The following is a 17049-nucleotide window of genomic DNA, read 5'->3' on the forward strand; positions in this document are numbered from 1 at the left end:
AATCTGCCAGATCCTAAATAATAAGCTGTTGTGTTTCTAAATTTTATCTTTTAGAAAGAGAGGAGGGAGGAGAGAGGGTTATAGGGTTTGATAATTTTTCTCTCAATTAAAAAGTACAATTTAAATGCGCGTTAGCTTATAATACTCAATTTCAAGAATTACATCACGATAGCAAAAAGCCTCTCTCTTTAAGCTGTAGATACTATCTGTGATCTGCTTCATTTTTTATTAATAAAACTTTATCTGCTACGACAATGCAATTTATTCCAGAAAACCTCACTTTGCCGGAAAGTACGTTTACGTTGTTACGTGATTTAATTCATGAACACATAGGCGTGAGTTATGAAAGCGACAAACGCGAGTTGTTGGCAGATAAACTTTTGCCGCGAGTAATTGAACGAGGTTTTCACTCGTATTTAGACTACTACTACCTGCTGAAATACGATGAAACAGCAGATACAGAATGGAAATATTTAATTGATGCACTTTCAGTTCAAGAAACCTTTTTTTGGCGAGAATTTGATCAAATTCAAGCTTTAGTTGAAGCGATCGCACCTCAACATTTAGCTAATTCTCCCTACCAACCATTGCGGATTTGGAGTGCTGCTTGTGCCACAGGCGAGGAACCTTTGACGATCGCAATGGCATTAAATGAAGCAGGCTGGTTTGAAAAAATGACGATTGAAATTTATGCTAGTGATGCCAGCCACAGTGCGATCGCCAAAGCTGAATCTGGTTTATATCGCGATCGCGCCTTCCGTAGTCTATCACCTCAATTAAAAGCCAAATATTTCCAAGATGAAGCAGGATTAACACGGATATCGCCAGAAATTCACAATCGCATCAAGTGGAGTTGTGCAAATTTAGTTTCCAAAACCGATTTGCAAAAATTCCCCCCAATGTCAGTGATCTTTTGTCGCAACGTCTTCATTTATTTTTCAGAACCCGCCATTCGCAAAACTCTCAAATTGTTCTTGCCAAAACTCCTAACACCAGGTTATTTATTTGTTGGCGCGTCTGAATCACTATTAAAACTGACTAACGCACTGGAACTACAAGAAATTGCTGGCGCATTCGTATACGTTAAAAATTAACAATTATCAATAACACTTGAATAAACAAGTGACCACAACAACAATTCAACCATCTTTAGTACTGCTGTGGATTAACAAATCATTCCAAAGCATGAAAAAATCCTCAATACACCTTTTGCCTAAACCCTAAAATCTTGTCTTACATCTGCGTTTATCTGCGTTTATCTGCGGTTGAATTTCCTTTCCCAAAATCCCTATTATAACTTTTGCCAAAAGGATAATATTTCACCTAAATGCTACTAGCAAAAATTATCAAACAAAAAAATTATGGATAAATTATTAAGAGTATTAATAGTAGACGATTCAGCCTACGTGCGTAAAGTTGTCAAGCAAATGTTATCACGTAGCCCATTTATAGAAGTAGTAGGGGCTGCCCATGATGGTGAAGAAGCATTAGAAATGGTGCAAGAACTCCAGCCAAACGTAGTGACATTAGACTTAATCATGCCCCACATGGACGGAGTAGAATTTCTCCGTCGCCAAATGGCAATAAACCCCATTCCTGTAATAGTTCTCAGCATTGCCAGTGAGAGTGGTGAAATGGCACTAGCCGCACTTGACGCGGGTGCAGTTGACTTTGTGCAAAAGCCAACAGCTTTAGCAACCGAAAAGATTTTTGAAATTAGTGAAGAATTAATCGAAAAAGTCAAATCTGCTGCTGATGTACCGCTTAAGCGTTTGCTTGCGCCCCAATTATCTAACAACAAACAAGCGGCTTCAGTTGCCACAAAACCTCAGTCAGGAACACTAGATATTATTGTGATTGGGATATCAACAGGTGGTCCTCAAGCCCTCACCTTCTTAATTCCTCAACTACCTGCTGAAATGCCAGTACCGATCGCAATGGTATTACATATGCCAGTAGGTTATACAGAAATGTATGCCCGCAGATTAAATGAGCAATCAAACTTAGAAGTAATTGAGGCTTATGAAGGCGCTATTGTCAAGCCAGGAGTAGCATTACTAGCTGCTGCTGGACGACACTTAAGCTTTCGCCGTCAACCTGATGGTACAGTAGTCGCCCACTTAGATGCCCGTCCCATAGATACCCTGCATCGTCCCGCAGTCGATGTGCTATTTCAATCAGCCGCCGAAGTTTATAGCGATCGCGTTTTGGGAATAGTAATGACAGGGATGGGTTCTGATGGCAAACAAGGCGCAGCTTGGATTAAGTCTCATGGAGGAAAAATTATTACCGAAGCAGAAGAAACTTGTGTTGTCTACGGGATGCCTCGTTCAGTCGTTGAAGCAGGGTTAAGCGATCGCAGTGTACCACTAACCCACATGGCGCAAGCAATTTTAGAGGAAATCTGATGGCAAAAATTTTACTTGTCGATGATTCTAGTATGTCGCGGCGAATGCTCCGTAACATACTAGAAAAAGCTGGACATCAAGTGATCGAAGCCAAAGACGGAATTTCTGGTATAGAAGCTTATTTTCTCAATCACCCCGATTTGGTCTTACTCGACTTAGTAATGGAAGGAATGTATGGACTAGATGTACTAGAAAAATTACGTCAACTAGACAGCACTGTACAAGTAATTATAGCCACCGCCGATATTCAAAAATCGACACGGGAATCTGCCGAAACAGCAGGAGCAAAAGCATTTGTAAATAAACCATTTGCATCTGCCAAGGTTATGGAAGTTGTCAATACAGTACTGAAAGGATCGGGAATATGCTAATTACAGCCCAACATCGAGATGCGTTAATAGAATTAATTAATATTTCTTTTGCTCGTACTGCGGCATCATTATCAGAACTAACAGGCGATCGCGTAGTTTTAGAACAACCCGATGTCTATATTCATCCTATTAGTACATTAAATACTATACTGGCAAATTCTTTAGCAGGCGATCTTGCCACCGTAGAGCAAGTTTTTACTGGATCTATTTCCGGTAATGCCATGTTGTTATTGAACTACCAAGGCGCTTTAGAACTCACAAAATTATTCGTTCCAACTGCTAGTAGAAATACTCATAGTTTAGACAGTTCAGCTTGTGAAGTATTAACCGAAATTGGTAATATATTGTTAAATGCCTGTTTAGGAATGTTTGGCAACCTGCTCAACATCCCAGTTTGCTTTTCTGCGCCACGTTTACATCTCGATGTTTTAGATCAACTAATCAATTCCATTGCAGGCGAAGAATTATCTTATTCCCTAGTTGTCTCCACCACCTTTAGTATGCGGGATAAATCTGTAACTGGCTATTTGATGTTGCTATTAAGTTTAGACTCCTTAGAATCCTTAATTCAGGCTGTAGAAATTTGGGCATCGCCTATCGCGGGAAGTACAAGCAATTCTGAAATTGAAATTATTATAAATTAAATCACTTTCTTCAAGCAAATTATGTTAATAACCGAGCAACAACAAGATGCTTTGACAGAATTTATTAATATTGCTTTTGCACGTACTGCCTCATCTTTATCAGATTTAGTCGGTGAGCGTGTCATACTAGAAGTTCCTAAAGTATCTATACATCCCCTGACAGGATTAGCTAACGAATTCTCCAACTTTTTTCCAGGGGAAGTTGCCACCATTCATCAGATTTTTACAGGTTCCGTCTCCGGTGATGCGCTGTTACTATTAGATTATCAAAGTGCGGCTAAACTGACAAATTTGTTAACAGCTAATCGTGAAGCCCAAACAGATAACCTAGACATCACCGCTTCTGAAGTATTGCTAGAAGTCGGAAATATTTTGTTAAACGGCTGTCTAGGAATGTTTGGCAATTTGCTAGAAATGCAAGTTTCTTTTGCAGTACCACGTTTACATTTAGAGGTATTATATGGGCTACTAAATTCTCTAATTATAGGAAATCAGGGCTTACACTATGGTTTAGTTATTGGCACAGCATTTAGGCTGCAAGATAGCCCCGTAAGTGGTTATCTGGTGATTGTACTAGGCGTTGGCTCTCTTAATTGTTTGATTCGAGCAATTAATACTTGGGCAGATATGGAAATATAAAGTAATAACTTATAATTTAGATTATGAGCAAATTAAATCATAATATAGCATTGAATAACGCCCTTGTTAAGTGGTGGAATGAACTAGCATGGCAAGGAATTTTTACCACCGATGCCAACTTAAATATTTATAGCTGGAATCATTGGCTAGAAATGCGTACTGGATACAGTGCTAGGGAAATGATTGGGCGAAATTTGCTCTTAGTTTATCCAGAATTAGTTGCACGTCAATTAGATCGCTTTTACGATCAAGCATTAAATGGACAAGTAGCCATTTTATCCCAATCTTTACATGGGTATTTATTGGCAACACCTCCAAATTCTAGCTATAGCACTTTAACAAATATGTTACAAAGTGCTAGAATTGCACCTTTAATAGAAGATCACCAAGTAATCGGTACACTTACAATTATTGAAGATGTCACTGAAAAAGTGATGCGCGAAGCCGAGTTACAACACCAAATTGAGTCAATAGAAAGAGCCGAATTAACTTGGCGATCAACTCATGCGCGTCTGCAACATTTACTAACATCTAGTCCAGCAGTTATTTATACTTGTCAACCTGATGGCGATTATTGTACTACCTTTGTAAGCAACAACGTCATGGCTCAACTTGGGTATCCTGCTCAACACTTCTTACAAAAACCTAAGTTTTCTGATAGTTATATTCACTCAGCAGATGTACCCCATATTTTGGCTGAGTTACCTTGTTTATTTGTACAGGGTTATCATTTACTTGAATACCGCTTTTTGCAGGAAGATGGTAGCTATCGGTGGATACGAGATGAAATGAAACTGGTACGAAACCCAGATGGAAGTGTGCAGGAAATTGTTGGTGCTTGGTATGACATTACTGAATCTAAAAATACGCAAGCACAATTACAAGAGCAAGCTGCATTATTAAATATTATTAGAGATGCTATTGTCGTCCAAGATTTAAAGAAGGAAATTTTATTTTGTAATAAAGCTGCTGAAAAATTATATGGTTGGAAAGCCGAGGAAGCTGTCGGAAAAAATTCTAATCAGCTTTTATATAAAACAGTCATAGATCAAGTAGAAAATGCTAATCAAACTGTACTCCAAGAAGGTGAGTGGCAGGGTGAATTGTATTTATCGGCTAAAGATGGTAGAGATATTATTGTTGACAGCAATTGGACGCTGGTACGGGATGAAAGAGGAAATCCTAAGTATATACTTACTGTTAATACTGATATTACCGAGAAAAAACAACTACAAACTCAATTTCTCCGCACTCAACGGATGGAAAGTTTGGGGACTTTAGCTGGGGGTATTGCCCACGATTTAAATAATGTGCTAACACCTATTTTAATGTCAGTCCAATTATTGCAACTCAAGCTGGAAGATGAGCAGAGTCAAGAGTGGTTAGATATTTTAGAAGCTAACGTTAAACGTGGGGCGGCGCTAGTAAAACAAGTGCTGTCTTTTGCTAGAGGTTGTGAAGGCGAGCGCAAACTTATACAAGTTCGACACTTAATTTCAGAAATTAAACAAATTGTCAAAGAAACATTCCCTAAATATATCGAATTACACACTGATATCATTTCAGATTTGTGGAGTGTTTCTGGAGATGCTACACAATTACACCAAGTATTAGTAAATCTTTGTGTAAATGCTCGCGATGCCATGCCTAATGGTGGAAAATTAAGTATTGGCGCTCAAAATATTTATCTCGATGAAAATTATGCTCGGATGAATATTGAGGCTAAAGTTGGTCATTATATTGCTATTACTGTCTCGGATACCGGAATTGGTATTAAAAATGAAATATTAGATCGGATTTTTGAACCATTTTTCACCACCAAAGAACTTGGTCAAGGAACTGGCTTAGGTTTATCAACAGTTATTGGAATTGTTAAAAGTCATGGGGGTTTTGTCAAGGTATCTAGTAAAGTAGCTGAAGGTACTGAATTTAAGGTATATTTACCAGCCGTTCAAGAAAATGTGATTGAGCAGTTAGAAAATTTACAACTGCCTCAAGGCAACGGAGAATTAATTCTGGTAGTTGATGACGAAGCCCCAATTCGTGAAATCACAGAAATAGCTTTGCAAAAGTATTCTTATCGAGTATTAACTGCAAGTGATGGCATTGAAGCTTTAGCTTTGTATGCACAACACAAAGATGAGATTAGCTTAGTATTAATTGATATGATGATGCCATACATGGATGGCTTAACTACTATCAGAACTTTGAAAAGAATTAATCCTAACGTCAAAATTATTGCTGTAAGTGGGTTAATTTCTCAGTTTAAAATAGAGGATTTTGAAAGTATTAATGTTAAAACATTTTTGTCTAAGCCTTATATCGCGAATGAGTTATTAACTACACTGCATGATGTATTGAATGTTTAATGTTGATTTCAATCAACTGTGCCGATCATCCCAGCTACAAAAGAGCTAAATTACACCATTAAGTAGCCACTTGTGCTTTAATAACACAATTAGCTTTTGAAGAACCTCATCAGCTTTTTATTAGCTATATAGCTCGATCAAAATTTTCTAAATTCTCAAACTATGCCACAACCTTATCTTCCCCAAAACGAACCCAATCCAGAGAAGCGCAATAATGACTTGAGCGATCAGCAACAGGCTTATGAGTACGACTATAAGTATCTACCACCTTTGGTATTACTGAAAAAAATACCCGCATTCGAGAATTTCTCGGCTCAATATATTGCGGAACGGGTAGTAGCAACCTCTGAACTGGTTCCAAATATGCTGGCAGCAAAAGCTAGATCTTTTCTAGATCCTCTAGATGATATAAAGGACTATGAAGATTTATTTACACTGTTGCCGTTGCCTGAAGTCGCAAAAGTTTATCAAACAAATAATTCCTTCGCTGAACAACGCCTCTCAGGAGCAAATCCATTCGTGATTCGCCTGCTGGATGAAGATGACCCTCGATCGCAAGTCTTAGAGCAGATTCCTAGTTTTAAAGACGACTTTGAACCATTGTTCGATGTCCGCAAAGAATTAGCGGCTGGGAACATCTATATTACTGACTATACAGGCACTGATGAATATTATCGTGGTCCTTCTATGGTTCAGGGTGGTACTTATGAAAAAGGTCGGAAATATTTACCAAAACCGCTAGCTTTCTTTTGGTGGCAGCGCACTGGGATCAGCGATCGCGGTAAGCTGGTGCCAATCGCTATCCAACTAGATGCCAGCAAGAATAGCAAGGTATATACTCCGACAAATAGCAAGGTATATACTCCCTTTGAGCAGAATCCACTCGATTGGCTATTTGCAAAACTTTGCGTTCAAATAGCAGATGGAAATCACCATGAGATGAGTTCCCACTTATGTCGGACACATTTTGTAATGGAACCGATCGCAATTGGAACTGCTCACCAATTGGCTGAAAATCATCCTCTCAGCCTTCTACTCAGACCACACTTCCTATTCATGTTGACCAATAATCATCTTGGACAGCAAAGGTTAATAAATCCAGGTGGTCCTGTTGATGAGTTGCTGGCTGGTACTTTACCAGAGTCAATGGAGCTAGTTAAGGATGCTTATGAAGGATGGAATATAAAGGAATTTGCCTTTCCAACCGAGATTAAGAATCGGGGAATGGATAATACGGAAAGACTACCTCACTATCCTTACCGAGATGATGGGATGCTTGTTTGGAAAGCTATTCACACTTTTGTATCTGACTATGTTAATCATTTTTACCCAACTCCTGAAGACATCACTGGAGACACTGAATTGCAAGCATGGGCTAAAGAATTGTCCGATCAATCCGCTCAAACTAATGGTGGCAAAGTCAAGGGAATGCCAACAAGTTTTACTACTGTTCAAGAACTGATTGAAATCGTTACTACAATCATCTTTATCTGTGGTCCCCAGCATTCAGCAGTAAACTACGCTCAGGATGGATATATGACTTTTGCCGCTAATATGCCCTTAGCAGCTTACCGTGATATTCCTAAGCAAAGTCACAAGCCTCAAGACCAACCTACAGCAACCCCATCTGTAGCAGTGCAAACTACAGCAGAGCAAACTACAGCAGAGCAAACTAAAGCAGTAGAAATTACAGCAGACAAAGCTACATTAGACCAAAATACAGTATTGCAAAAGAGAGCAGTACAAACTACCACAGTAGAAATTCCAGAAGACCAAATTACAGAAGAACAAATTCTTAAGTTGCTGCCTCCCTACAAGAGAACTGCCGATCAACTGCAAAGTCTCTTTGTTTTGTCAGCCTATCAGTACGACCGATTGGGCTACTATGAAAAAGCCTTTCAACAACTTTATAACGACAAATTTGAGGATGTTTTTAAAGATGACAATAATCAAGCAATTATTGCCATCGTCAGGCAGTTCCAGCAAAATCTGAATATGGTAGAACAAGAAATTGATGCCAATAATAAAAAGCGAGTAGTTCCTTATCTTTACCTAAAACCTTCTCTAATACTCAACAGTATTAGCATTTAGTGCGATCGCAGATATTGTGGGCTACGTTAAGCAGATGGACGGAAATAAACACAACTAAAGTCAGCTTGTTTGATTCGTTTTTCTATCAGTTGATGTTTATTTTTAAGCCTAGTTCGGTGGCTTTTCCAACGCCACCCTTTTTTTTTAATACCCGCAAAAGTTCAATTCATATATTGAGCAAGGTTATGTAGTTGTTAGCCAAACAACAAGTTGAGTTAACCTGATAAACACATCTATCTGCTACTGAGGTTAACAAAACTGTGGAGCAACACGAACAACTGACAATAGCAGAGTACCAAGCAACAGCCGAATCTTTCCGCGTAGGTACTTGGGATCATGATGTTTCTCAAAATCGTGATGCTTTGGTTGCTGCTATGCCAAGAAATCCAGGTAAGATTTTGGATATTGGTTGTGGCCCTGGACGAGATTTAGTTGCTTTCAAAAGTCAGGGACATACAGTTATCGGTTTAGATGCTACACCCGCGTTTGTAGAAATGGCGCAACAATTATCAGGATGTGAGGTGTGGCAGCAGTCGTTTCTGCAATTGAACCTCCCACCACAAACCTTTGATGGTATTTTTGCTAATGCCTCACTAATTCATGTTCCCCGTAAGGATATGGTGAGAGTGTTGCAGGATTTGAGGGCTGCGCTTGTTGCCAACGGCGCACTGATTATGTCTATGGTACGTGGAAACAACGAAGGTTTTAGCGCCCGTTCAACTGGCTATCGTTATGTTGCTGCTTGGGAATATGAAACTTTAGCGCCTTGTGTAGAACAAGCTGGCTTTGAAATTATCCATCACTACTATCGCCCACCTGGTTTGCCTTGTGAAGCCCAATCTTGGCTAGTTATAGTAGCTCGTAACACTAAAATTTGATTATACATCTCCGCTCATGGGAATGTAGAGACGTTGCATGGTAAGTCTCTACATAGATTTTATGTAACGCATCTTTCATTTATCAGATGTCTATTAATTAGCCATTGAGGAACTAAAACATGACAAATGAACCTTATATTTTTCTAGCTGGTGCTAGTCGCGGAGTTGGTCAGCAAATCGCTTTTCGCCTGATGGAACAAAACCGCCGAGTTAAAGCAATGTTGCGAACAGAAACAACTCGCGCAGATTTAGAGGCGATGGGGATTAAAGTAGTGATGGGTGATGCCTTGAATGTCGCAGATGTGGAACAAGCAATGCTAGGCGATGAACCTATTGATACAGTAATTAGCACAATTGGTGGCTTACCGCAAGATGGTCAAAGATCTGATTTTTTGGGTAATAAGAATTTAATTGATGCTGCTGTCAAAGCTAATGTTAAAAAGTTTATCCTGATTACATCAATCGGTACTGGTAACAGTGCCAATGCTATTCCACCCCAAGCTATGCAAGCACTCGCGCCTGTTTTAGCCGAAAAAGACCAAGCAGAAAAGCATTTAATTGCTAGTGGTCTTACCTATACTATTATTCGCCCAGGTGGATTAAAGTCTGAACCTGCAACGGGTAATGGTATTTTGACAGAAGATCCGAATGTTGCAGGAACTATTCACCGTGCCGATGTAGCGCATTTAGTGTGTGAGTGTATATCAGAAAAGGCAAATAATAAAACACTATCAGCGATAGACCGCAATATGATGTATGGTCAGCCAGATTTTGAAGTATTTAGCTTGACGTAAATGGTTTTATCCAACCTAACTGCATAGCTAAGTCAAGGGTAAAACGCGCGATCGCAAATAGTAAAATACTCTCTATTCCCAAGATGCCGAATGACCACACGGCATCTGGAAATTTTAATCCTACATCTACCTGTGCTAATCCTCGCACTAGCCCAAACGCTAGTACGGCACCATCATTAAGATGAGAGTTAGTGTCTGATCGAATTATATAACGGTAGGTGATGCCAAATAGACAACCGCTTAGAGAGGCGATCGCACCACTCACCAATAAGTTAACATCAGCTTTGCTCTGTAAACCTACAAGCGCCTCAAATACCTCTGCTAACAGTAAACTATTAGCTAGAGTTGCGATCGCATAAACCAAGGCAACAACAATACCAGCTAAAATGCCTGCCTTAATAGATTCTAGTCTTTCGGTGGGATTAAATTGGGAAGACCCGTTCACTATTATCTCTCGTATCTATAGCCCGATTGTTACCGAAAATATTATTACTCAGTTTTGATCATCATATATAGGTATAGGACACTATTTCATTTAACCAGGAAGAAAATTTATGAGTACCCTATACGACCAAGATTTCTATGCTTGGACACAAGAACAAGCTATATTGCTGCAAAAACACAACTGGGAGCAAATAGACTTAGCTAATTTAATTGAGGAAATTCAAACTTTGGGTAGACAGGAGCGTAAAGAATTAAGAAACCGTCTCGGATTATTGCTAGGGCATCTCCTCAAATGGCAATTTCAACCACAACGCCGTAGTAATAGCTGGGTAGCAACGATTCGAGAGCAACGGCGCAGGATAATAGATTTACTTGAAGAAAGTCCTAGTTTACAATCGTACCTGGAAGAAGCATTGCAAGTTGGTTATGCAGATGGCATTGACTTGGCAGTGCAGGAAACCAATTTGCCATACGAAACATTCCCAACATTTTCTCCCTACACATTAGACCAAGCTTTAGACGCTGAATACTTACCGGATTGAGTTAATTCAGACTGTATTGTTCTTAACAACAGCGAGATATACACCTCAAATTGAATTATTATAGGCGCTGGAGCTATTTAGTACCATTTCTGTTTACATACTGCTATGGATATTTTGACGCTGGGTTGGGTTTCACTGCTAGTGCTGTTCACTTGGTCAATTGCAATGGTAATTTGGGGTCGTAACGGTTTTTAGAAAGATGGCGGAAACTCCCATTTTAAGTGTTCTCGTTTTAGCTGCCCTGGGGTTGCTGGTGGCGGTTTCTGGCGGCATCATATATTTGACATTCGCAGAATGGCGCGATCGCCGTCGCCAAGATCGCGATCGACGCTCTCGCCGCTAGGTATATAAACCGATTAACCTAATATCTCAAGTTGAGACTAACAGATCTAAACAAGCTGTTAGTCTCAACTTTTTTTTGCCAAACTTGCTGGCAAATAATTAATTCTTTTGATATTAATAAGCATACTTAATATCATATTTATTTTCATTTTCGTTATTGATTGTACTATTTTGAGTCAAAGGTAATTAGAATTCAACTCAAAATATGCCAAATGCAAGAGTTTGGTTATACCGAAGCATCAAATATTCTCAATGATTAATCATGACTTCTTAATGATCAGTCTTTGGAATTATAAATAATGTATTATAGATAACATATTTATGTAATTAATGCTCTATCTTGAGAAATAAGTGAATTAGCTCTAATGATAGAAGCCAAAATCAATTTAATTCCCATATTCTACGGGAGTAATTAACAATCCGGTATAGCAAAAGCTAGAGAAAGCAAGGAAGTGGCAAGCATATCAGTAATTTGTGTGCTAATGTAATGGCACTGTTACTTATAAATAAAGTTACTGTAATTGCCAACCCAATAGCTATCTATAAGCTTATTTCTTGTCATCATTAAGGTCAAGAAGTGCTAAAAATTTCAAAAAAAATATCAAAAAAGTACAGACTATGACTCAAAAAGAAATTGAAATAAAAAACAATGGTAGCAGCAACGTTATGTCACAGCAGATGCGACAAACATCAATGCAGACATCTAAATTAGATAAGATTTCATCAAAAAATAATACTACTAATTTAAAAGTCGCTACAGAAACGCCTGATTTAGTGTGCTTATCCCACTTGCGTTGGAACTTTGTATTCCAAAGACCGCAACATCTTTTAACACGCTGCACTCAAGGAAGGCGGGTCTTTTTTATCGAAGAACCAATGTTTACCACAGATGCAGTAGGACGGCTAGACGTTACTCAGCATAAGAGCGGAGTTTGGGTTGTAGTACCTTACTTGCAAGAGGGGTTGAGTGGAGATGCGATCGCATCCGCTCAAAAAGTACTACTTGATGCCTTATTTGCAGAACACAACATCGCTCAGTACATCTGCTGGTACTACACGCCAATGGCGATGTCTTTTACGCAACACCTCAATCCACTAGCAGTTGTCTACGATTGCATGGATGAGTTGTCCGCGTTTAAAGGTGCATCACCAGCACTCAAAGAATATGAAGCAGAACTCTTCCGTCGTGCTGACTTAGTATATACAGGTGGACAAAGCCTTTACGAAGCCAAGCGCAATCAGCACCCCAACGTTTATGCTTTTCCCAGCAGCGTAGATGTGCCACACTTTGCTGCTGCCAGAAACATTACCTCTGATCCAGAAGACCAAGCAAATATTCCCCATCCACGTTTAGGATTCTATGGCGTAATAGATGAACGGATGGATCTTGAACTAATTGACGGTATTGCCCAATCACGCCCCGATTGGCATCTAGTGATAATTGGGCCAGTTGTTAAAATTGACCCAGTAAGCTTACCACAACGGGAAAATATCCATTATCTCGGCGGTAAAAATTATCCAGAATTGCCTTCCTATCTAGCAGGGTGGGATTTGGCAATGCTACCGTTTGCGCGTAACGAGTCAACCCGCTTTATTAGTCCTACAAAAACTCCAGAATACTTGTCAGCAGGTAAACCTGTAGTTTCTACCTCAATTAGAGATGTAGTTCGTCCTTACGGACAAGAAAAACTTGTACATATTGCAGATACCGTTGAGGAGTTTGTTGCTGCGGCTGAAGTAGCAATGCAACAAGATACCAAAGAGTCAGAATGGCTGAATCGAGTTGATGCCTTCCTAGAACAAACTTCTTGGGATCGCACTTGGACATCTATGCTACAGCTAATTGACTCAGCAATGGCTGCCAAAAATTCTACTAATGGCAAGGCAGGGCAAGCAGCAGGTACACAAGCACCTGGCACTGTTACTAGAGAGTTTTTATTCGACTATTTAATTGTCGGCGCAGGCTTTTCTGGTAGTGTCTTAGCAGACCGCCTAGCAAGACAATCTGGCAAAAAAGTATTGGTTGTAGATAAGCGTAGTCACATTGCAGGGAACGCTTATGACCACTACGATAATTCTGGTGTACTTGTCCATAAATACGGTCCCCACATCTTCCATACCAACTCAAGGGAAGTCTTCGAGTATCTTTCACAGTTTACCGAATGGCGTTCTTACGAACATCGTGTACTTGCTAGCGTTGATGGTCAATTGGTTCCAATTCCTATTAACCTCGACACCATCAACAAATTGTATGGAATGAATCTTACCTCGTTCCAAGTGGAAGATTTTTTCCGGTCGGTAGCAGAACCTCAAGAATACATCCGCACCTCAGAAGATGTAGTAGTGAGTAAAGTAGGACGGGAACTCTACGAGAAATTTTTCCGCAACTACACCCGCAAACAATGGGGACTTGACCCATCAGAACTGGATAAATCAGTAATTGCCCGTATCCCTACTCGTACTAACCGCGACGATCGCTATTTTACCGATACATACCAGGCAATGCCACTGCATGGATTTACACGGATGTTCGAGAATATGTTATCTCACCCGAACATCAAAGTTATGTTGAACACAGATTATCGGGAAATCCAAAAAGGGATTCCTTGTCGTGAAATTATCTATAGTGGCCCTGTAGATGAATTCTTTGATAATCGTTACGGCAAACTGCCATACCGTTCCTTGGAGTTCAAGCATGAGACACACAACCAGTCTGTGTTTCAGGCAGCACCTGTAGTTAATTATCCCAACGAACAACTATATACTCGCATCACAGAGTTTAAATACTTGACAGGACAGGAACACAATAAAACTAGCATTGTTTATGAGTTCCCCCGTGCTGAAGGTGATCCTTACTATCCTGTACCACGTCCAGAAAATGCCGAACTCTATAAAAAATACAAAGAGTTGGCTGATAACACACCAGGCGTGCATTTTGTAGGACGCTTGGCGACTTACAAATACTACAACATGGATCAAGTCGTGGCTCAAGCGTTGACTGTTTACAACTCAATCAGCGCCAAGCAAAAATCAGCAGGTATGCGATAAAGACTTGTTGGTAATAGGCAAGAGTTTTGAGATTTATCTTGCTCCATTATTTTGGAGCAGATAATCTCTTCCTAGCCAGAAACTCAAATATACATCTGCGTAATCTGCGTCTATCTGCTCACATCTGCGATAAAAAAAATTGTAATTTTTGCAATAAGTCTCTTGATTTGTAGCTTTATTAAACCTGCGTAAATTCTAAAAGCGGCAATCTCTGTAGGAGGAATATTATATGAGTTTAGAGCAACTCAACATCCCACCATTGGAAGTGTGGGCTGGATTAGAGTGTACAGTTAATCGCGTGGGCGATCGCTATTTTGACCAAACAGAACGCAACGGTCATGCAACCCGTATTTCCGACCTAGATTTATTTGCAGAATTAGGTATACGTGCCATTCGTTACCCTGTGGTGTGGGAACGCACCGCACCCAACGGTTTAGAAACGGCTGATTGGTCATGGGCAGATGAACGTCTAGCACGTTTGCGTTCTCTAAATATCTGCCCAATTGTTGGTTTAGTTCATCATGGTAGTGGGACTCAAGATACCAGCTTAATCGATCCACAATTCCCTGAAAAACTTGCTGTTTATGCCCGTGCAGTTGCGGAACGTTATCCTTGGGTAACTCATTACACCCCTGTAAATGAACCACTAACTACAGCACGTTTTAGTGGGATGTACGGTCATTGGTATCCTCATGGTCGCGATGCTCTCACTTGGGCGCGGACGTTACTAACGCAGTGTCGTGGCGTGGCGCTGGCGATGCGGGCGATTCGGGAAATTAATCCCGATGCTCAACTGGTGCAAACTGATGATTTAGGTAAGATTTTCAGCACACCACTACTTGCCTATCAAGCTGAATTTGAAAATGAAAGGCGCTGGTTAACCTTTGATTTATTATGTGGCAGAGTTAACCAAGAGCATTTTCTGTGGGAATATCTCTGTAGATTTGTAGGTGTAGATGAAAGTGAACTTAAGTGGTTTTTAGATAATCCTTGTCCACCAAATATCATGGGGATTAACCATTATCTAACAAGCGATCGCTTCCTTGATGACCGTTTAGAACACTACCCGCCACACTTGCATGGTGGAAATGGCAAGCACCAATACGCAGATGTAGAAGCGGTAAGGGTTTGCGCTGAAGGTGCAGCAGGACCTCGTAAACTACTGCAAGAAGTATGGGAACGCTACCAACTGCCAATTGCTGTTACTGAGGTACACCTGGGCTGTAGCCGTGAAGAACAATTGCGTTGGTTAAAAGAAGTTTGGGAAGCAGCCCAAAGTTTGCGACAAGAAAGCGTTGATATTCGTGCTATTACTGCTTGGTCTTTACTGGGTGCATACGACTGGAATAGTTTAGTAACTCGTGATGCTGGTCATTACGAACCAGGAGTATTTGACTTGCGTGGCTCACACCCGCGCCCAACAGCATTAGCTCAAATGCTCAAGGATTTAGCTGGTGGTAGAAAACCAGATCATCCTTTGCTGGAAATACCAGGCTGGTGGCGCAGACCTGAAAGGCTGCTGTATCCACCATTTAGTTGTTCTCTAAATGCAGAACAAGGAGATATTGCTACTATCTCTCCCTCGGACGTGCGTCCTTTGGTAATTGCTGGGGCAACAGGGACATTAGGCAGAGCTTTTGCCAGAGTATGCGAAATTCGCGGCATTCCTTACCGCCTGTTAACACGCCAGGAAATGGATATTACAAATCCTGCATCTATTAATAGAGCGTTAATTGAACTGAAGCCTTGGGCAGTTGTCAACGCGGCGGGATACGTGCGTGTAGATGACGCAGAGCGCGAAGCTGATGCTTGCTTACGTTCTAATGCTGAAGGTGCGGCAAACTTGGCTGTTGCTTGCGCTAATTTAGGAGTTGTGCTGCTGACTTTCTCATCAGATCTGGTGTTCGATGGTGCAGACAATACCCCTTATGTTGAAAGTAGTGCCATTGCACCCTTGAATGTGTATGGTCGTAGTAAAGCGATCGCAGAAACGCGAGTTTTAGAATCTTTACCAACTTCCCTAGTTATTCGTACCAGTGCTTTTTTTGGCCCTTGGGATGAATATAACTTTGTGACGATCGCACTACGTGAGTTATCTGCTGGAAATACCTTTGTAGCAGCAGCAGATGCGATCGTTTCCCCTACTTATGTACCAGATCTAGTGAATACTAGCTTAGATTTGTTAATAGATCGGGAATTTGGTGTTTGGCATCTAGCAAACCAAAGTGAAATCACTTGGGCTGAATTAGCACGCCTAGCAGCAAAGCAAGCAGGTGTGAATGCCAATCATATTGAAGCACGTCCCTTGCAAGACTTTGGTTTCGCTGCACCTCGCCCCAGCTATAGTGTACTCGGTAGCGAACGAGGTGTTTTACTTTCTACCCTTGATGATGCGATCGCTCGATACTTGAAGGATTGCGAAGTTCCAATTTAAGCATTCAACTTGCTGAATACTAACGTTTTAATTAAGTAAAAAAAG

General features: G+C 40.4%; 15 protein-coding genes. 14 read left to right on the top strand and 1 reads right to left on the bottom strand.

The window, feature by feature from the left end:
• Nucleotides 1–254: 254 nt before the first annotated feature.
• The 9 genes from CRI9333_RS17230 to CRI9333_RS17270 all read left to right on the top strand — a co-directional run bounded on the left by CRI9333_RS17230 (nucleotide 255) and on the right by CRI9333_RS17270 (nucleotide 10194).
• Nucleotides 255–1094, top strand: coding sequence for a CheR family methyltransferase (locus CRI9333_RS17230; protein ID WP_015204456.1), 840 nt, complete (start codon nucleotides 255–257; stop codon nucleotides 1092–1094).
• A gap of 267 nt (nucleotides 1095–1361) precedes the next feature.
• Nucleotides 1362–2408, top strand: a complete 1047-nt coding sequence (locus CRI9333_RS17235; RefSeq protein WP_015204457.1) for a protein-glutamate methylesterase/protein-glutamine glutaminase — start codon at nucleotides 1362–1364, stop codon at nucleotides 2406–2408.
• A complete protein-coding gene (locus tag CRI9333_RS17240; protein WP_015204458.1) occupies nucleotides 2408–2779 on the top strand; it encodes a response regulator transcription factor in 372 nt (123 codons plus the stop codon). The genes CRI9333_RS17235 and CRI9333_RS17240 overlap by 1 nt, the downstream gene beginning before the upstream one ends.
• Nucleotides 2773–3423 carry a hypothetical protein gene (locus tag CRI9333_RS17245; protein ID WP_015204459.1) on the top strand — a complete coding sequence of 217 codons (651 nt, stop codon included), beginning with the start codon at nucleotides 2773–2775 and terminating at the stop codon, nucleotides 3421–3423. Before CRI9333_RS17240 ends, CRI9333_RS17245 begins: the two co-directional genes overlap by 7 nt.
• Nucleotides 3424–3444: 21 nt before the next feature.
• Nucleotides 3445–4062 carry a hypothetical protein gene (locus CRI9333_RS17250; RefSeq protein WP_015204460.1) on the top strand — a complete coding sequence of 206 codons (618 nt, stop codon included), beginning with the start codon at nucleotides 3445–3447 and terminating at the stop codon, nucleotides 4060–4062.
• A gap of 23 nt (nucleotides 4063–4085) precedes the next feature.
• Nucleotides 4086–6431, top strand: a complete 2346-nt coding sequence (locus CRI9333_RS17255; RefSeq protein ID WP_015204461.1) for a hybrid sensor histidine kinase/response regulator — start codon at nucleotides 4086–4088, stop codon at nucleotides 6429–6431.
• A 162-nt stretch (nucleotides 6432–6593) separates the two neighbouring features.
• Complete coding sequence (locus CRI9333_RS17260) at nucleotides 6594–8522, top strand: lipoxygenase family protein (RefSeq protein WP_015204462.1); 1929 nt, start codon at nucleotides 6594–6596, stop codon at nucleotides 8520–8522.
• Nucleotides 8523–8782: 260 nt separating this feature from the next.
• Nucleotides 8783–9400, top strand: a complete 618-nt coding sequence (locus CRI9333_RS17265; RefSeq protein WP_015204463.1) for a class I SAM-dependent methyltransferase — start codon at nucleotides 8783–8785, stop codon at nucleotides 9398–9400.
• Nucleotides 9401–9519: 119 nt separating this feature from the next.
• Nucleotides 9520–10194 carry an SDR family oxidoreductase gene (locus CRI9333_RS17270; protein WP_015204464.1) on the top strand — a complete coding sequence of 225 codons (675 nt, stop codon included), beginning with the start codon at nucleotides 9520–9522 and terminating at the stop codon, nucleotides 10192–10194.
• Here the strand turns inward: CRI9333_RS17270 and CRI9333_RS17275 are convergent.
• Nucleotides 10181–10639 carry a hypothetical protein gene (locus CRI9333_RS17275; RefSeq protein ID WP_015204465.1) on the bottom strand — a complete coding sequence of 153 codons (459 nt, stop codon included), beginning with the start codon at nucleotides 10637–10639 and terminating at the stop codon, nucleotides 10181–10183. The genes CRI9333_RS17270 and CRI9333_RS17275 overlap by 14 nt on opposite strands.
• Before the next feature lie 109 nt (nucleotides 10640–10748).
• Here CRI9333_RS17275 and CRI9333_RS17280 point away from each other — a divergent pair, with 109 nt between their 5' ends.
• From CRI9333_RS17280 to CRI9333_RS17290, 5 genes are all read left to right on the top strand, one after another.
• Entirely contained in the window at nucleotides 10749–11180 is a 432-nt protein-coding gene (locus tag CRI9333_RS17280; protein WP_015204466.1) for a DUF29 domain-containing protein, read from the top strand.
• A 105-nt stretch (nucleotides 11181–11285) separates the two neighbouring features.
• Nucleotides 11286–11375 (top strand): cytochrome b6-f complex subunit PetN, encoded by a 90-nt coding sequence (petN, locus tag CRI9333_RS25850; RefSeq protein WP_015204467.1) that lies wholly within the window; start codon nucleotides 11286–11288, stop codon nucleotides 11373–11375.
• A gap of 4 nt (nucleotides 11376–11379) precedes the next feature.
• Nucleotides 11380–11523 (top strand): hypothetical protein, encoded by a 144-nt coding sequence (locus CRI9333_RS27405; RefSeq protein ID WP_198013578.1) that lies wholly within the window; start codon nucleotides 11380–11382, stop codon nucleotides 11521–11523.
• Nucleotides 11524–12140: 617 nt separating this feature from the next.
• Complete coding sequence (glf, locus tag CRI9333_RS17285; RefSeq protein WP_015204468.1) at nucleotides 12141–14570, top strand: UDP-galactopyranose mutase; 2430 nt, start codon at nucleotides 12141–12143, stop codon at nucleotides 14568–14570.
• 229 nt (nucleotides 14571–14799) lie between these two features.
• Complete coding sequence (locus CRI9333_RS17290; protein WP_015204469.1) at nucleotides 14800–17004, top strand: family 1 glycosylhydrolase; 2205 nt, start codon at nucleotides 14800–14802, stop codon at nucleotides 17002–17004.
• Nucleotides 17005–17049: the final 45 nt, after the last annotated feature.

The organism is Crinalium epipsammum PCC 9333 (assembly GCF_000317495.1).
Lineage (GTDB): Bacteria > Cyanobacteriota > Cyanobacteriia > Cyanobacteriales > PCC-9333 > Crinalium > Crinalium epipsammum.

What these genes read in the sequence shown, in the direction of transcription:
- CRI9333_RS17230 (WP_015204456.1), top strand. Translation starts at nt 255, where the DNA reads ATGCAATTTATTCCAGAAAACCTCACTTTGCCGGAAAGTACGTTTACG.
- CRI9333_RS17235 (WP_015204457.1), top strand. Translation starts at nt 1,362, where the DNA reads ATGGATAAATTATTAAGAGTATTAATAGTAGACGATTCAGCCTACGTG.
- CRI9333_RS17240 (WP_015204458.1), top strand. Translation starts at nt 2,408, where the DNA reads ATGGCAAAAATTTTACTTGTCGATGATTCTAGTATGTCGCGGCGAATG.
- CRI9333_RS17245 (WP_015204459.1), top strand. Translation starts at nt 2,773, where the DNA reads ATGCTAATTACAGCCCAACATCGAGATGCGTTAATAGAATTAATTAAT.
- CRI9333_RS17250 (WP_015204460.1), top strand. Translation starts at nt 3,445, where the DNA reads ATGTTAATAACCGAGCAACAACAAGATGCTTTGACAGAATTTATTAAT.
- CRI9333_RS17255 (WP_015204461.1), top strand. Translation starts at nt 4,086, where the DNA reads ATGAGCAAATTAAATCATAATATAGCATTGAATAACGCCCTTGTTAAG.
- CRI9333_RS17260 (WP_015204462.1), top strand. Translation starts at nt 6,594, where the DNA reads ATGCCACAACCTTATCTTCCCCAAAACGAACCCAATCCAGAGAAGCGC.
- CRI9333_RS17270 (WP_015204464.1), top strand. Translation starts at nt 9,520, where the DNA reads ATGACAAATGAACCTTATATTTTTCTAGCTGGTGCTAGTCGCGGAGTT.
- CRI9333_RS17280 (WP_015204466.1), top strand. Translation starts at nt 10,749, where the DNA reads ATGAGTACCCTATACGACCAAGATTTCTATGCTTGGACACAAGAACAA.
- petN (WP_015204467.1), top strand. Translation starts at nt 11,286, where the DNA reads ATGGATATTTTGACGCTGGGTTGGGTTTCACTGCTAGTGCTGTTCACT.
- CRI9333_RS27405 (WP_198013578.1), top strand. Translation starts at nt 11,380, where the DNA reads ATGGCGGAAACTCCCATTTTAAGTGTTCTCGTTTTAGCTGCCCTGGGG.
- glf (WP_015204468.1), top strand. Translation starts at nt 12,141, where the DNA reads ATGACTCAAAAAGAAATTGAAATAAAAAACAATGGTAGCAGCAACGTT.
- CRI9333_RS17290 (WP_015204469.1), top strand. Translation starts at nt 14,800, where the DNA reads ATGAGTTTAGAGCAACTCAACATCCCACCATTGGAAGTGTGGGCTGGA.